Annotated in this window: 16 protein-coding genes; 14 read left to right on the forward strand and 2 right to left on the reverse strand. The window is 61.1% G+C overall.

Annotation, left to right across the window (positions count from 1 at the left end; genetic code table 11):
- Positions 1-386: 386 nt before the first annotated feature.
- The 4 genes from ACQ4V8_RS00740 to ACQ4V8_RS00755 all read left to right on the forward strand — a co-directional run bounded on the left by ACQ4V8_RS00740 (position 387) and on the right by ACQ4V8_RS00755 (position 3,549).
- Complete coding sequence (locus ACQ4V8_RS00740) at positions 387-1,382, forward strand: RluA family pseudouridine synthase (RefSeq protein WP_043462609.1); 996 nt, start codon at positions 387-389, stop codon at positions 1,380-1,382.
- Positions 1,383-1,472: 90 nt separating this feature from the next.
- Complete coding sequence (locus ACQ4V8_RS00745) at positions 1,473-2,132, forward strand: HAD-IIIA family hydrolase (RefSeq protein WP_010400825.1); 660 nt, start codon at positions 1,473-1,475, stop codon at positions 2,130-2,132.
- Positions 2,129-2,506 (forward strand): Rieske (2Fe-2S) protein, encoded by a 378-nt coding sequence (locus ACQ4V8_RS00750; protein WP_010400822.1) that lies wholly within the window; start codon positions 2,129-2,131, stop codon positions 2,504-2,506. The genes ACQ4V8_RS00745 and ACQ4V8_RS00750 overlap by 4 nt, the downstream gene beginning before the upstream one ends.
- Before the next feature lie 41 nt (positions 2,507-2,547).
- Entirely contained in the window at positions 2,548-3,549 is a 1,002-nt protein-coding gene (locus ACQ4V8_RS00755) for a S49 family peptidase (protein ID WP_010400821.1), read from the forward strand.
- Between the two features lie 521 nt (positions 3,550-4,070).
- On the opposite strand, the gene ACQ4V8_RS00760 is transcribed toward ACQ4V8_RS00755, so the two are convergent.
- Complete coding sequence (locus ACQ4V8_RS00760) at positions 4,071-4,526, reverse strand: hypothetical protein (RefSeq protein ID WP_436570737.1); 456 nt, start codon at positions 4,524-4,526, stop codon at positions 4,071-4,073.
- A 257-nt stretch (positions 4,527-4,783) separates the two neighbouring features.
- On the opposite strand from ACQ4V8_RS00760, the gene ACQ4V8_RS00765 reads away from it, so the two are divergent.
- The 10 genes from ACQ4V8_RS00765 (at position 4,784) to ACQ4V8_RS00810 (ending at position 15,462) form a co-directional block, all read left to right on the forward strand.
- Entirely contained in the window at positions 4,784-5,494 is a 711-nt protein-coding gene (locus ACQ4V8_RS00765; protein ID WP_010400819.1) for a pseudouridine synthase, read from the forward strand.
- Positions 5,495-5,707: 213 nt separating this feature from the next.
- On the forward strand, positions 5,708-6,706 hold the full coding sequence (locus tag ACQ4V8_RS00770; protein WP_010400818.1) for a fumarylacetoacetate hydrolase family protein: 999 nt from the start codon (positions 5,708-5,710) through the stop codon (positions 6,704-6,706).
- 185 nt (positions 6,707-6,891) lie between these two features.
- Entirely contained in the window at positions 6,892-8,076 is a 1,185-nt protein-coding gene (flhB, locus tag ACQ4V8_RS00775) for a flagellar biosynthesis protein FlhB (RefSeq protein WP_436570738.1), read from the forward strand.
- On the forward strand, positions 8,073-10,169 hold the full coding sequence (gene flhA / locus ACQ4V8_RS00780; protein WP_070346409.1) for a flagellar biosynthesis protein FlhA: 2,097 nt from the start codon (positions 8,073-8,075) through the stop codon (positions 10,167-10,169). Before flhB ends, flhA begins: the two co-directional genes overlap by 4 nt.
- 367 nt (positions 10,170-10,536) lie before the next feature.
- Complete coding sequence (gene flhF / locus ACQ4V8_RS00785) at positions 10,537-11,865, forward strand: flagellar biosynthesis GTPase FlhF (protein WP_010400809.1); 1,329 nt, start codon at positions 10,537-10,539, stop codon at positions 11,863-11,865.
- On the forward strand, positions 11,858-12,721 hold the full coding sequence (locus ACQ4V8_RS00790; RefSeq protein ID WP_043462625.1) for a MinD/ParA family ATP-binding protein: 864 nt from the start codon (positions 11,858-11,860) through the stop codon (positions 12,719-12,721). The genes flhF and ACQ4V8_RS00790 overlap by 8 nt, the downstream gene beginning before the upstream one ends.
- A gap of 44 nt (positions 12,722-12,765) precedes the next feature.
- Positions 12,766-13,497, forward strand: a complete 732-nt coding sequence (locus ACQ4V8_RS00795; RefSeq protein WP_436570739.1) for an RNA polymerase sigma factor FliA — start codon at positions 12,766-12,768, stop codon at positions 13,495-13,497.
- Positions 13,479-14,225 carry a flagellar motor protein gene (locus ACQ4V8_RS00800; protein WP_070346410.1) on the forward strand — a complete coding sequence of 249 codons (747 nt, stop codon included), beginning with the start codon at positions 13,479-13,481 and terminating at the stop codon, positions 14,223-14,225. Before ACQ4V8_RS00795 ends, ACQ4V8_RS00800 begins: the two co-directional genes overlap by 19 nt.
- A gap of 5 nt (positions 14,226-14,230) precedes the next feature.
- On the forward strand, positions 14,231-15,019 hold the full coding sequence (gene motD / locus ACQ4V8_RS00805; RefSeq protein ID WP_010400801.1) for a flagellar motor protein MotD: 789 nt from the start codon (positions 14,231-14,233) through the stop codon (positions 15,017-15,019).
- 80 nt (positions 15,020-15,099) lie between these two features.
- Positions 15,100-15,462, forward strand: a complete 363-nt coding sequence (locus ACQ4V8_RS00810) for a translation initiation factor Sui1 (protein ID WP_029496607.1) — start codon at positions 15,100-15,102, stop codon at positions 15,460-15,462.
- A gap of 182 nt (positions 15,463-15,644) precedes the next feature.
- Here the strand turns inward: ACQ4V8_RS00810 and ACQ4V8_RS00815 are convergent, their stop codons facing one another.
- Positions 15,645-16,112 carry a flagella synthesis protein FlgN gene (locus ACQ4V8_RS00815; protein WP_010400799.1) on the reverse strand — a complete coding sequence of 156 codons (468 nt, stop codon included), beginning with the start codon at positions 16,110-16,112 and terminating at the stop codon, positions 15,645-15,647.
- Positions 16,113-16,118: the final 6 nt, after the last annotated feature.

Consider the following 16,118-nt stretch of genomic DNA (forward strand, 5'->3'; position numbering starts at 1 on the left):
GGCGAGGCTTGGCCTCAGCCTATCATCGACAACCCTCAGTATTTGGCCACATACGGGGTTTGGCGAAAACGGCAAGCGTTATCAACTTCATCAACCCGCGAGCCCGACTCGATAAGTCGCGCTAACGGGTACTTATCCTTATAATCCCACACTCACTTCTGCATCTCCACGCCTTATCCGATTACAACTACGGTGCAACCTTGATTCGCGCGGCGATGGTGCATATACATTTTTTTCCACCGAATTTGCAATTTGGCGAGGCCGGTGGAGACGCCCCTGTGTAAAATGTGCTTTTATTCTTACACTCGCAGCAGCCAGGGCCGCAGCAAAAACAATTATATATTCAAAATGAAGGACTTAGAGAGATTTCTGGGAAGACATAGTAAATGAAGAGTCAAAATGATGTTGTTCCCCCTTCAACACCCCCGGTTCAGCCGCAAGCCCAATTCGTAACGATCGCCGAGGAAGAAGCAGGCCAGCGCATCGACAACTACTTATTAAGAGTGTGCAAGGGAGTGCCTAAAAGCCACATCTACCGGATCTTGCGATCGGGAGAAGTGCGGGTTAATAAAGGCCGTATCGATCAGTTGTACCGCCTCGCCGCTGGCGACGTGGTGCGCATTCCACCGGTGCGCGTGGCCGAAAAGGCGCCCACGGGCGCGCCGGCCGCCGAATTCAAGATCATCTTCGAAGATGCGCAACTGCTGGTCATCGACAAGCCGGCCGGCGTGGCCGTGCATGGCGGCTCGGGCGTCTCGTTTGGCGTGATCGAGCAGTTGCGCGCTTCGCGTCCGGACGCCAAGTTCCTGGAATTGGTGCACCGTCTGGATCGCGACACGTCCGGCTTGTTGTTGCTGGCAAAGAAACGCACTGCGCTGACGAATTTGCATGAACAGATGCGTGACGGCGTCACGGACAAGCGCTATCTGGTGCTGGTCGCTGGCGACTGGAAGAATGCGCGTCAGCATATCAAGCTGCCGCTGCATAAATATACGACGGCCGAAGGCGAGCGCCGGGTGGCCGTGCAGGCCGATGGCCTGGCTTCCCACACGGTGTTCTCATTGTTGCATAAATATCACAACTTCGCCTTGCTGGAAGCGGAACTGAAGACCGGACGCACGCACCAGATCCGCGTGCACCTGTCTTCGTCCGGCTTCCCCATCGCCGGCGACGATAAATATGGCGACTTTGCCCTCAACCGTGCCTTGTTGAAAGCCGATAGCACGCGCGGCGCCCTGAAGCGCATGTTCTTGCACGCGCACCAGATCACGTTTACGCATCCGGAGACGGGCAAGGCGATGACCCTGAACGCGCCGCTGGCTGCCGAATGTGAGCGTTTCTTGGTAAGCTTGGGCAAACCATTGGCCGTTGCCGCACGCTAAATAGTTATCGCGTGCGCGCGACACGACTCAACAGGCAGTCAGTCGCCATCATTCATTCTCAAGGAGCCGGCGGCTTTGCCGCCGGGAAATATGGCAAGAAAGCAATTTGATCTGATCGTCTTCGATTGGGACGGTACGCTGATAGACAGTACCTCGACCATCGTCAAGTGCATCCAGGCGTCGGCCAAAGACCTGGGCTTGCCAATTCCCACCGATTTGCTGGCCTCGCATGTGATCGGCCTGGGCTTGCAGGAAGCCATGCGGCTGGTGATGCCCGACGTCGAGCCGAAATACCATGCGCGCATGGCGGAGCGTTACCGCTATCACTATCTGTCGCGCGACCATGAGCTGACCCTGTTTCCCGGTGTGCAAGAAATGCTGCAGGAACTCTCGCAGCAAGCGTACTTTCTGGCCGTCGCCACGGGCAAGAGCCGTGTCGGCCTGAACCGTTCGCTCAATGCCGTCAAGCTGCTGTCTCTGTTCGATGCGACGCGCTGCGCCGATGAAACGTTCTCCAAGCCCCACCCGGCCATGCTGCAGGAGTTGACGCGCGAACTGGGGCAGGATATGCGTCGCACAGTGATGATCGGCGACACCAGTCATGATTTGTTGATGGCAAGTAATGCCGGCGCGGCCGGTATTGCCGTAGAGTATGGTGCGCATCCAGTGGAGCAGTTGCAGGTTTGCAATCCTCTGTATTCGGCCGCGACGGTGGCCGATCTGCACCAATGGCTGAGCGAGCACGCATGATGACCGATGTTGCGCAAGTATTCATCTGTGCCGCCGACGCGCTGGCCGAGGGGGGCAAGGGCGTGCGCTTTGCCGTTTCGGCCGGTGGCGAAGCGGGCACCGGCTTTGTCGTGCGCCACGGCGGCAAGGCGTATGGCTACCTGAACCGCTGCGCCCACGTGCCGATCGAACTGGACTGGGCCGAAGGCGAGTTTTTCGAATCGAGCGGCTTGTACCTGATGTGTTCGACGCATGGCGCCATCTATGTGCCGGAGAGCGGCTACTGCGCGGGCGGTCCCTGCAAGGGCGGCCGCTTGCGTCCGATTGCCGTGACCGAGCGCGACGGGCAACTGTACTGGCAGCCCGATGAGTATGTTCAGCCGCTGTCGGTCTGAAGCCGGATCCAGGAATGATTGCAATTTAAACAAAGTGAACCATGAGCGATAACACGAATGACACGGCGGGCAGCAGCGCGCCCGCAGCCGGCCAGCTTGCCCCTGCCGGTAACTGGGAGCGCGATGTGCTGGAAAAGCTGGTATTTGCCACCTTGCAAGAGCAACGTGCACACCGCCGCTGGAGCATCTTTTTCAAGGTCTTCAGCCTGCTGATCGTGCTGTTCGCCCTATGGGTGTTTTATGACTACAACACGGCCGACGACAGCCAGACCCTGGGGCGCCACACGGCTCTGATCGACATCAGCGGCGCCATCGAGTCCGAAGGCAGTGGCTCGGCCGCCGTCGTCATCCCCGCGCTGGACAAGGCGTTTTCCGACGCCGGCTCCGTGGCCGTCGTGCTGCATATGAATAGTCCGGGCGGCAGTCCCGTGCAGGCCGGCATGATCGTCGACGAGATGCAGCGCCTGCGCAAGGGCTATCCGGACAAGCCCTTGTATGTGGTGGTCGATGAAATGTGTGCCTCGGGCGGCTATTACATCGCTGCCGCCGCCGACCGCATCTATGTCAACAAGGCCAGCGTGGTCGGTTCCATCGGCGTGCTGATGGATGGCTTCGGCTTTACGGGCGTGATGGAAAAAGTGGGCGTCGAGCGGCGCCTGCTGACGGCGGGAGAGAACAAGGCTTTCATGGACCCGTACAGTCCCTTGAGCGACAAACACAAGGCGTATGCGCAAGGCATGCTCAATGAAATCCACCAGCAATTCATCGACGTGGTGCGCACGGGGCGGGGCAAGCGCCTGAAGGAAACGGCCGATACCTTCTCCGGCCTGTACTGGACGGGTGCGAAAGCCGTGGAAATGGGCCTGGCCGACGATTTTGGCACGGTCGACAGCGTGGCGCGCGATATCATCAAGGCGGAAGACATCGTCGACTACACGCAACATGAAGGTTTACCGGAACGGGTGCTGAAGAAATTTGGCGCTGCCATGGGCGCCGGCGCCATGAAGGCGGCCGTGCAGCAGTCGCAACCGTCGTTACGCTGATGACGGCAGTACTGCATGACACGCGAGTCAGCCGAGAATAATTTTTAGTAAAGTGGTAGTTTGGCTTGAAAAACGCGCTGCTTGGGCTATATTGAAAGTGTAGTTCTTTTCAAGGAGGGGCGATATATCAACTATGTTGTCAGTACTAACTTGATTGGCAGGTCTTGGAACTACTCGCCGCATCGCAGATGTGGTTTTGAGTGAATTCACATTCCTCACTAAAGTCCCGTTGGGGCTTGGAACGGCGGCGCAATGCCGTCGTTTCCTTTTGTGCGTGTTGTGCGCGATGGCGATGGCGGGGGCTGGCGTCGCGGCCGGTGGCTGCGCGGTCCGGGCTGGCTGGCAAGGCAGGCAAGGCAAGGCAAGGTAAGGTGAGGCAAGGCAACGTAAGGTGAGGCAAGGCAAGGCAACGTAAGGTGAGGCAAGACAAGGCAAAGCAACGTAAGGCAAGGTGAGGCAAGGCAAGGTGAGGCAAGGCAGGCATGCGGGGGCTGGGCATGGCCGGTCTTGTGGCGGCGCGCTCAGGCGGCGCAGTTGTTGCAGTGCTCGGGCACGGGGGCTTCGGTCGCTGGCCGCATTGTCACTGTGCCAGTGCCAGAGTTATTGCTGGTGCCGCTGGTGCCGCTACTATTGCTCGTGCCGGTGTCGGGCGGCGTGTGCGCCATGGCGGGTGTGTTCAGCTTGCCGGCTGCGGCATGCATATCGGTATCCCTATCCGCATCCGCATCCGCACGCATCCCCACAACCGCGTACGCAAAACCGCCCAGTTCGAGCCAGCGCATGAAATGGCATTGCGCCTCGGCATGCCAGTGCGTCTGGCTCGCTGGCAACGGCGGCGCGTCCGTATCGGCCGCAGGGGCGTTGCGCCAGCGCGCCACGCCAAGCTGAACCCTGTGCATGGCCGCCTGTCTCGCAGCGATGTGCTGGCGCATGTCGGTGATGCTGCCTCGTAAGGCGATGGTATCGGTCTGCTTCATACGATGTCCTTATGCTGTGTGGCCACTGCCACAATTCCTAAACGACATTAGGCGGATTCCTAATGGAATTTCAGTGTATCAATGCGATATTCCGAGCGCTTGACATATCTCAAAGGAATGGGCCGTCCATATCGAAATCTCACCTTGTGCTTTGTCGTATCTGTGCGTGTCCAAGTCGGGCGCGCGCTGCGCTGTCAGGCGCAGACGTCGCGCGTCGCTGCTTCACGCTGCCAGCCGCTTCTGGTAAAGTCACGCCCATGAGTAAATTATCCCTAGACCGCATCCTGCAATCGCAGGGTTTTGGCACCCGTAAATATTGTCGTTCCCTTATCGAGGATGGCGATGTCGTCATCGATGGCGTCACCCAGACCAATTACCGCACCACCGTCGAGACCGAAGGCCTGGTGTTGCATGTTTTTGAAGAAGAGTGGGTCTACCGCGCGCAACTGTACCTGGCGCTGAACAAGCCCGCCAACTTCGAATGCTCGCGCAAGCCCAGCCATCACCCTGGCGTGCTGACCTTGCTGCCGGAACAGTTTACCTGGCGCGAAGTCCAGCCCGTCGGCCGGCTCGACCACGATACGACCGGTATGCTGCTGATGTCTGATGATGGCGCATTTATCCATGCACAATCGTCGCCGAAGCGTCACGTTCCCAAGATTTACCAGGCGACCACGCAAGAACCCGTGAGCGATGAACTGGTGGCGCAGCTCTTGGCTGGCGTCCAACTGCACGACGAGCCATCCCCGCTGGCCGCCCTGGTCTGCGTCCAGCGCGGACCATTCCAGCTCGAAATCGTGCTTGAGCAAGGCAAATACCACCAGGTCAAGCGCATGCTGGTCGCCGCCGGCAACCATTGCAACGCGCTGCACCGTTCCGCCATCGGTAGCCTGACGCTGGAGTCGCTGGGCATCGCCGAAGGCGAGTGGTGCTATCTGACGCCAGAGCAGATCGCGCTGCTGGCGTAATAACACCAGGCCAAACCTACTGCGCGTCGTGCTTTGCAGCCTGTGATGCTCACCGTGCTTTAGCACGGCTGCGCTTCTCGGCCGCAAATCACTGCCGCTCGCTACGGTTTTGTCTGGTGTTGCACCTCTCTTCTTGATCGCCAAATATCGGTATTTCCCGGCTTTTTGGCGTCTTTAGCCTCTATTGCCTGCATTTGACGAAGTTTTCCCTACATGAAATTAGCTACCCTGAAGGATGGCACGCGCGATGGCCAACTCGCTGTCGTCTCGCGCGACCTGAAAACGGCCCATCTGGCCGATGGTATTGCCTCTACCTTGCAAAAGGCGCTCGACGACTGGAGTTTCATCGCGCCACAGCTCGATTTGCTGTACCAAACCATCAATAGCGGTCGCGGCCATCGCGCCTTCGAGTTTGATCCCGCCAATTGCATGGCGCCCTTGCCGCGCAGCAGCCTGCGCGTCGCTGGTGCATCCTACCTGCAGCAGATCGAGCGCGCCTGCAAGGCTGCGGGCGTTGACGTGCCCGCCAACTTGCGCGAGGCGCCGCGCCTGTACCAGGGCGCCAGCGACGATTTCCGCGGCGCCCACGACGATATCAGCGTGGCGCACGAGCAGTGGGGCATCGATTACGAGGCCGGCATCGCCGCCATCACGGACGATGTCTTCATGGGCTCCACGCCGGACCAGGCACACCTGAACATTAAGCTGTTGATGCTGGTCAACGACATTACCCTGCGCAAGTTGGTGCCTGACGAACAGGCCAGTGGCTATGGCTTGCTGCAGGCGAAGCCGGCCATGGCGTGCTCTCCTGTCGCCATCACGCCGGACGAACTGGGCGATGCCTGGCGCGGCGGCAAGGTGCATTACGCGCTACGCTGCAGCCTGAATGGAAAATTGACGGGCCAGCCGCAGGCGGGCGCCGACATGACCTTCAATTACCCGCAATTGCTCGCGCACTTGTGTCAGACGCGCAATGCGCGCGCCGGTAGCGTGGTCAGCGCGGGCGGTGTTGCCAACAAGGAAGTCAAGAAGGGATTTTCGAGTATTTTTGAGCGACGTAACCAGGAGATGATTGCCGATGGTGTTGCCAGTACGCCCTATTTGCTGTTCGGCGATGTGCTTCGATTGGATATGCAGGGGGATGACGGGAAATCGCTGTTTGGTGCCATCGAACAGACTGTCAAACAGGCGCAAGCAAGCAAAAGCCGTTAGGCCACCTCTGGTTAGGCTACCTCTGGAATGGGCGCCTGCGGCGCCTTGTTTTCTATAGGCAAAGGAAAAGCAGGGGATTAGCCCTCCTTTTCCCTCGATGAGATTGACGCACTTGAATCGATAATGTGCCATGCCCAGTCCGTATTGTGCCTAACCAGGCTGCAGGACTTCACCGGAGTTGATTGATGTCGGATGACAGCGACGCAGAAAAGACCGAAGCCGCGTCACCGAAGCGCCTCGAGCAGGCGCGTGAGGAAGGCGACGTTCCGCGATCGCGTGAAGTGGCAACGTTTACGGTGCTGATGGCGTCCGGCTGCTGCCTGTGGTTTGCCGGCGACGCCATCGTGCGCCGTCTGACGGCCGTCATGGTGTCTGGCTTGACCCTGGAGCGCGAGCAAATCCTCAATCCCGATGCGATGATGCTGCGCATCGGCTACGACGTGGGCTCGGTCTTGCTGACTTGCCTGCCGTACGCGCTGGCCATCATGCTCGTCGCCCTGGCCTCGCCCGTGCTGGTGGGCGGTTGGCTGTTCAGTTCCAAGGCATTCGCCCCCAATTTTGGCAAGCTCAACCCGATTCGCGGCCTGGGCAATATGTTTTCGAAGAATGCGCTGGTGGAATTGCTCAAGGCCGTTGCCAAGACCATCGTCGTCGGTGTCGTTGCCTGGATGGTGATGCAGCACCAGAAAGATGCCGTGCTGGGCCTGTCGGTCGAATCCTTGCGCTCCGGTTCGGCCCATCTGATCAGCCTGCTGATCACGGCTTTTTTGCTGATCGTCGGCGCGCTGGGCCTGATCGCCGCCATCGACGGTCCGTACCAGATGTGGCACTACGCCAACAAGATGAAAATGTCCTTGCAGGAAGTCAAGCAAGAGGCCAAGGAGTCGGACGGCAATCCGCAGATCAAGGCCAAGATTCGCCAGATGCAGCATGAAATGTCACGCCGCCGCATGATGGCCGACGTACCCACCGCCGATGTGGTGGTGACCAATCCTACTCACTACGCGGTAGCCTTGAAGTATGGCGAGAATTCGCGCGGCGCGCCGCAGGTGGTGGCCAAGGGTATCGACGAGGTGGCCGCGAAGATACGTGAGCTGGCCGGCGAACACAAGGTCGCCATCCTGGAAGCGCCGGCCCTGGCGCGTGCGCTGTATCAGCACACGGACATCGGCGACGAGATTCCCGAGGCGCTGTATGGCGCCGTGGCCGAAGTGCTGGCATATGTGTTCCAGCTGCGCAGCTACGGCAGTGGCCATGGCCAGCGCCCGGACAAGCCGAAAAAACTCGACGTGCCGCCCGAGCTCGATCCGCTCGATCCCGCATCGCAGGTCAAAACCGCAGCAGACAAGAATAAAGGAAGTACACCATGAACGGCCTGAGATTGCCAGCCTGGCTCAGCGGAATGGGGGGCAACGCCAGCAAGGGCATCGCCGCGCCTATCATCATCATCATGCTGTTGTCGATGATGGTGCTGCCATTGCCGGCCTTCATTCTCGACATTTTCTTCAGTTTCAATATCGCGCTGTCCATCATCGTGCTGCTGACGGCGCTGTACACGGTCAAGCCGCTCGACTTCATGGCGTTTCCGACCATCTTGCTGGTGTCGACCATGCTGCGCCTGTCGCTCAACGTGGCCTCCACGCGCGTGGTGCTGACGGAAGGCCATACGGGCGCCGATGCGGCCGGTAAGGTGATTGAAGCGTTCGGTCACTTCCTGATCGGTGGCAACTACACGGTCGGTATCGTGGTGTTCATCATTTTGACGATCATCAACTTTACCGTGGTGACCAAGGGTGCCGGGCGTATCGCCGAGGTGGGTGCCCGTTTCGCGCTGGACGCCATGCCCGGTAAGCAGATGGCCATCGATGCCGACTTGAACGCCGGCCTGATCGGCGAAGATGAAGCGCGCCGCCGCCGCACGGAAGTGGCGCAGGAAGCGGAATTCTATGGCGCCATGGACGGTGCCAGCAAATACGTGCGCGGCGACGCCATCGCCGGCATCATGGTCACCGTCATCAATATCGTCGGCGGCCTGCTGGTGGGCTTGCTGCAGCACGACATGGGCTTTGCTGATGCGCTCAAGAACTACACCCTGCTGGCCATCGGCGACGGCCTGGTGGCGCAGATTCCATCGCTGATCATTTCCACGGCAGCCGGTATTGTCGTCTCGCGCGTGGCCAGTGATCAGGATATCGGCACCCAGTTGGTGGGGCAATTGTTTGCGAAACCGCAAGTGCTGTATATTACCGCGGCCATTATCGGCGGCATGGGCTTGATTCCCGGCATGCCGAACATGGTCTTCCTCCTGCTGGCGTCATTGCTGGGCGGTTCCGCGTATTTGATCAGCAAGAAGCGCCTGCAGGAAAAAGCGGCGGCCGAGAGGCCGGCCGAAGTGCCGCAAGCGACCGTGGCACCCGAGCAGGAAGAAGCGAGCTGGCAAGACATCATGCCCGTCGATACCCTGGGCCTGGAAGTGGGCTACCGCCTGATTCCCCTGGTCGACAAGACGCAGGGTGGCGAATTGCTCAAGCGCATCAAAGGCATCCGCAAGAAATTTGCCCAGGAAGTAGGCTTTCTGGCGCCGCCCGTGCATATTCGCGACAACCTGGAGTTGAAACCGTCCGCCTACCGCATCACCCTCAAGGGCGTGGAAGTGGGGGTGGGTGAGGCTTACAACGGCCAGTTCCTGGCGATCAATCCCGGCATGGCCAGCGGCACTTTACCCGGCCTGGTCACCAGCGACCCTGCGTTTGGCTTGCCCGCTACCTGGATCGACGCGAGCTTGCGCGACCAGGCGCAATCGATGGGCTACACGGTAGTCGATGCGGGCACCGTGGTGGCCACGCATTTGAATCACCTGATCACCTCGCACGCTTCCGAACTGCTGGGGCGCGCGGAAGTGCAATCGCTGCTCGATCACCTGGGCAAAGATGCGCCGCGCCTGGTGGAAGACCTGGTGCCGAAGATGCTGTCGCTGTCGGCTTTGCAAAAAGTGCTGCAAAATCTGCTGGCCGAGGGTGTGCATATCCGCGATATGCGCAGCATCATCGAAACCCTGGCCGAGCATACGGTCAATACGCAAGACCCGAACGAGCTGACGGCGCTGGTGCGCGTGGCCCTGGGCCGCGCCATCGTGCAACAACTGTTCCCTGGCGCTGCCGAACTGTCCGTGATGACCCTGGACAGCCGCCTGGAGCGCCTGCTGCTGCAAGCGATGGGCAATGGCGGCGATGGCGCCGGCATCGAGCCGGGCTTGGCCGACACCATCGCGCACCAGGCGGGCCTGGCTGCGCAGCAACAGGAAGCCTTGGGCCTGACGCCGGTGCTGCTGGTGCCGGCACCATTGCGCGCTCTGCTGTCGCGCTTTCTGCGCCGCGCCTTGCCTCAGCTGAAAGTGTTGTCGCATGCCGAAGTGCCGGAAACCAAGACTATCCGCGTCACCAGCCTGGTCGGTGCGCAATAGTTGACAGCATCGGCATCGGGGTCAGCCCCCCTCCAGCGTGAGCGCCGAGCTTTGCGTTAGCCGAATACCGGGGTCAGACCCCCTGCAGCGTTAGCGCTGAGCTTTGCGTTAGCGTCAGTGGGGGTCTGACCCCAGCCTTTGCTGAGCCCTTGCCTTTGGTCAAATAAACATCAATTTCCTGCTGGCAAACTGAATAACGGGTACTTTCCCGTCCTGTTCCTTCGATCATTTCTTCCAAGCATCGCTAATAATAGAAACTGTCCGGGTGATCTGTGTCCATGTGGAAGACAGCACCCAAGCAACAGGAGTCGATGATGGTCACACAGTTCAGCCAGTATTGCGCTACCCCCGCCCAGGGAGGCCGATCATGAATGTGAAAAAATTTACCGGTGCCTCGTCGCGCGATGCCTTGCGCAAGGTGCGTGAAGCGCTGGGCCCCGATGCCGTGATCTTGTCGAACCGCCAGGCCGATGGCGTGGTGGAAATCCTGGCGCTGGCCAATGACGATGCCGCTTCGCTGGCGTCGCCGCCGGCGGCGTCCGAAATGTCCCAGCCGCGGCCCCAGTTGCAGACCCAGTTCGCCACGCCGCAGCGTCAGCCCGCCCCGGCCCAACGCCCGGCTGCGCCACGTCCTGCCGCACCGCGCCAAGCAGCCGGCGAGCCAGTGGACATGGCCCGCATGCAGCAGATGATGGCCAGCGCGTTGGCGCACGTGAAAGAGAATGCCGCCGCCGAGATGAGCGGCATGATGAATGAAATTCGCGCCATGCGCGGCATGATGGAAACCCAGTTGGCGGAAATTTCGTGGGGCTCGACGCAGCAGCGCGAGCCGCAAAAAGCCGTGGTGCTGCGTGAAATGCTGGCCGCCGGTTTCTCGGCCAGCCTGGCGCGCTACCTGATCGACAAGCTGCCCGCCGGCCTGGATGGCGCGCAAAGCATGCGCTGGATCAAGACCGTCCTCAGCCGCAACCTCAATACAGTCGCCAACGAAGACGCCATGCTGGAGCAGGGCGGCGTGTTTGCGCTGGTGGGCCCGACCGGTGTTGGCAAGACCACCAGCACGGCCAAGCTGGCGGCCCGCTGCGTGATGCGCCACGGCCCGGAAAAGCTGGCCCTGATCACCACCGATGCCTATCGTATCGGCGCGCATGAACAGCTGCGCATCTACGGCAAGATTCTCGGCGTGATGGTGCATTCGGTGAAGGATGAGGCGGACTTGCGCATCGCCTTGAAGGAATTGAAAAACAAGCACACGGTGCTGATCGATACGGTGGGCGTGAGCCAGCGCGACCAGATGGTGACCGAACAGGTGGCCATGCTGTCTGGCGCCGGCGCCGACGTGAAACGCCTGCTGTGCCTGAACTCCACGGCCACGCAGGAAACCTTGAACGAAGTGGTGCGCGCCTACCAGGGCAGCGGCCTGGCTGGCTGCATCATGACCAAGCTCGATGAAGCGGCCTCGATCGGCAATGTGCTCGACGTGGTGATCCGCCAGAAACTGAACCTGTTTTATGTGTCGAATGGCCAGCGCGTGCCGGAAGACTTGTACCTGGCCGACCGTGGCTACCTGATCGACCGCGCTTTCAAGCTCAAGCGTGATGCCGCGGCGACACAGTTTTCCGATGCCGAACTGCCGCTGTTGATGGCACAGGCGGCGTCGCGCAACAATGAAGCGCGCGGGGTGCACCTTGGCTAATTTTGATTTCGACCAGGCCGAAGGCTTGCGCCGCATGTTGGCCGGCCCGCAGCCGCGCGTCATGACGTTCTTGTCGGCCACGCCGCAAGACGACAAGGGCGCCATGCTGGTCAACCTTGGGGCCTCGCTGGTGTACGGCGGCAATGACGTGCTGCTGCTCGACGCCAGCGGCGGCAGCGACGGCGTCGCTGCCCGCCTGGGACTGGCGCACGGCGCCAGCCTGCGCGACGTGGCACGCCAGCAGTGCGCCTTGAACCAGGTCATCCATCAAGTGCCGCAAGGCTTCGGCGTGGCCAGCCTGGGCGCGCGCAACCATCTGATGGATAGCTTGGACTATGCTGGCGAGGAAGAACTGCGCCGCCTAGGCAAGACCTTCGAGGTGCTGGCGCGCCAGAGCGGCATCGTGCTGGTCGACGGCGTCATGGCCGACGCGGGCGACTGCTTCCCCGTGCCGCTGATGGCCTCATCCGACATCGTGGTGCAGGTCTCGACCAGCGCCACCTCGATCAAGGCCGCTTACTGCCTCATCAAGCGCCTGAGCCAGGAACTGGGACGGCGTCCGTTTGGCATTCTTGTTACCGGCGCTTCCGAATCTGAGGCAAAAGTGGTGTACGATAATATGGCGCAGGCGGCGAGCCGTTATCTGGCCGTGAAATTGACCTCGATGGGGTCGGTGCCTGCCGACGAGTATCTACACCGCGCGGCGCGTCTGGGACGCAGCGTGGTCGATGCCTTTCCATTGGCGGGGGCCTCGGTGGCGTTTCGCGGACTGGCCGAGCGGCTGGCCCGTTCGGCGGCGCCAGTGCTCGGCGGCACCTTGTACCAGACGGGGAGCCTGCACCAGTTCAGCGCCTGATTCCATTATCAGCACTCGATAGCAGTTAAAACAATAAGCAGCCTATGTACACGGTCAAAGGGAAATCGAACAAGGACTATTTGCTGACGGAGCATATTCCGTTGGTAAAGCGTCTGGCGCACCATATGAAGGCGAAATTGCCGCCTTCGGTCGAGGTCGATGACCTGATCCAGGCCGGCATGATCGGCCTGCTCGACGCTATCAGTCGCTACGAAGAGACGCATGGCGCGCAGTTCGAGACGTATGCCGTGCTGCGCATCCGAGGTGCCATGCTCGACGAATTGCGCACCAGCGACTGGCTGCCGCGCAGCATGCGCCAGAACATGCGCAAGATCGAAGAGGCGATGAGTACCTTGCAGCAGCGCCTCGGTCATCCGCCGACCGAGTCGGAAGTGGCCAAGCTGCTCAAAATGTCGCTCACGGACTACCAGGAAATGCTGGGCGATGGCGGTGGGCACCAGTTGGTGTACTACGAAGACTTTCATGACCCGGACGGCAATGACAGCTTCCTTGACCGCCATTGCGTGGACGAGGATAGCGATCCTTTGCGTTCCCTGCTCGATACCGATTTCCGGCAATCCGTGATCGATGCCATCGACGCGCTGCCGCCACGCGAGAAAATACTCATGGGCCTGTATTACGAAGAAGAGCTGAACCTGAAGGAAATCGGTGCGGTGATGGGCGTGTCCGAATCGCGCGTCTCGCAATTGCATACCCAGGCCGTCGCGCGCCTGCGCGCAACTTTGAGGGAGCAGGCGTGGACTGGTCCAGCGTAATCGGGCTGGCGCTGGCGCTGGCGGGCCTGCTGGTCGGCCAGACACTGGAAGGCGGCAAGATGGCCTCCCTGCTGCAGCCGGCCGCCTTTGCCATCGTCATCGTCGGCACCTTTGGTGCCGTGCTGCTGCAAACGCGGCTGCGCACCTTCGCGCGCGGCATGCAAATGCTGCGCTGGGTCTTCCTGCCGCCCGCCGATACGCGCGCCGCGCTGGCGCGCGATATCGGGCAATGGAGTTTGACGGCGCGTCGCGACGGCACGCTGGCGCTTGAGCGCCTGATGGAAGACACGACCGACCGCTTCAATGCCAAGGGCTTGAGGATGATCGTCGATGGCATTGCGCCCGACAAGCTGCGCCAGGTGCTCGATGTGGAAATCTCTGCCTACGAAATGGCCGAGCGCCAGGCCGTCAAGGTGTGGGAATCGGCGGCCGGCTATTCGCCCACCATCGGTATCGTGGGCGCCGTACTGGGCTTGATCCACGTCATGGAAAACCTGACCGACCCGAGCAAATTGGGCAGTGGCATTGCCGTGGCGTTTGTCTCGACCATCTACGGCGTGGGGCTGGCCAACCTGCTGTTCCTGCCGGTGGCGAATAAACTCAAGGCCATCGTGTCGCGCCGCGTGCTGCAGTACGAGATCACGGCCGCCGTGCTGTACGACATCGCCACGGGCGACCATACGCGCATCATCGAAGAGCGCGTGGCCAGCCTGTTGCACGAGCACTGAGCATGATGCGGCGCGCGCGCAGGAAGTATGACGAGGAAGCGGATAACCAGGACCGCTGGCTGATTTCGTACGCCGACTTCATTACCTTGCTGTTCGCCTTTTTCGTTGTCATGTATGCGATTTCGCAAGTCAACGAAGGTAAGTACCGCGTCTTCCAGAATGCCATCGGCGAGGCCTTCAGCCTGGAAAAGGGCGCGCCGCCCATCATCATGGAAGCGCCGCAAGCCATCGCGCTGCCGAACCCCGCCCTGAAACGCCGCGCCGAAGCCATCCGCCGCGAGCGCGAACACATGACGCGCCTGGCGCAGGACCTCACATCGACGCTGGCGCCGCTGGTCAAGGAAGGCAAAGTGAGGGTCACGCAGACGAGCCGCGGCGTGAGCGTGGAAATCAACGCCAGCGTGCTGTTCGATCCGGGCGCTGCCGGCTTGACGACGGAGTCGGACCAGGCCTTGCGCGCCGTGGCCGTGCTGCTCAAGGACGATACGCACGACGTGCAGGTGGAAGGGCATACGGATGTACAGCCGATCAGCAATTCAAATTTTGCCTCGAACTGGGAATTGTCGGCCGCGCGCGCCAGCGCCGTGGTGCGCCTGTTCATCGCCAGCGGTGTGCAAGCGTCGCGCCTGTCGGCCGTGGGACACGCCGACAACATCCCGGTGGCGCCAAACGCCACGCCGGAAGGACGCGCGCGCAACCGCAGGGTCGCCGTGACGATCCTCTCCGGCATCCCCGAGACGGTGATGGAGGTGCCGACGGCGCCGGTGTCGCCAGCGCCGGCACCGGCCAACTGACTGGCGGGGTCAGCCCCGTCGGCTCTGACCCCGGTATTGCTTGGTACAATCGCGGCCTTCTCCCTTATTCTCTCTCCATCATGAAAAGCAGTTCCGCAGGCGCTCTCGTATATTCCACCGAAACGGGCCGTATGTGCCCCGCATGCCGCCAGCCGCTGGCGCAATGCGCATGCAAGGCGCAAGCCAAGGCGGTGCCGGCGGGCGATGGCGTGGTGCGCGTGTCGCGCCAGACCAAGGGGCGCGGCGGCAAGAGCGTCACCGTAGTGAAAGGCTTGGCGCTCGACGCCATCGCGCTGGCCCTGCTGGGCAAGCAGTTGCGCACGCAGTGCGGCTCGGGCGGCACGGTCAAGGATGGCGTGATCGAAGTGCAGGGCGACCATGTCGATACCATCGTGGCCGCGCTGGCCAAGCTGGGCCACCAGCCTAAAAAGGCTGGCGCTTAGCTTTGACGTGCGCGCGTGCGCGTGGGCTAGCGTCCCGACGATCCGCTGGTCCAGCGGCGAAGGGGCAGGTCATCGCAGCGAAATGTCGCCAGCATGAATGTCGCCAGCATGCGCGGCGTGCTGCGCATGGTTGACGCTGCAAGGCTGCTGCGTCTTGGTGTGATGGTGTGGTGTTGGGACAGTTAGCCGATGACGACGCGTCGGCTGGCCGTGTTCGTCATCGCTTGGCCGCTGGGGCCGTAGAAATTGCCACTCTGGGCCGTGGGGCGCATGGCGTTCAGGGCGCCTTGCGTATGCAGCATGTGCCTGTTGACCAGCAGGCTGTTCAGCCGGTTTTGTTCCTTGGCTTCGCGCGTGATATCGAGCAGGGCTTTCCACAGGGGCGCCGCTTCGGCTTCGCTGGCACCGACCAGCCAGTCTTCCATGCCAGCTTCTGCAGCCGTGAAGCCAGCTGCCGCCAGCGCCTTGTGGCGTTGCGCCGCCAGTTGGCTCAATTGTCCTACGAGTGCCGTCTTGCGCGCCGTCAACTCCGTGATTGCATCGATGTCAGCGGCAACCAGATGCCGCTGTTCTTCTTTCATCAATGCCAGCAATGTGGTCATGAGCTGTTGCTCGTCGCGCAGGCTGGAAAACGGAGTCACTGATTGCATGAGGGA

The sequence above is a fragment of the Janthinobacterium paucivorans genome (genome assembly GCF_051380805.1).
GTDB lineage: Bacteria > Pseudomonadota > Gammaproteobacteria > Burkholderiales > Burkholderiaceae_D > Janthinobacterium > Janthinobacterium lividum_D.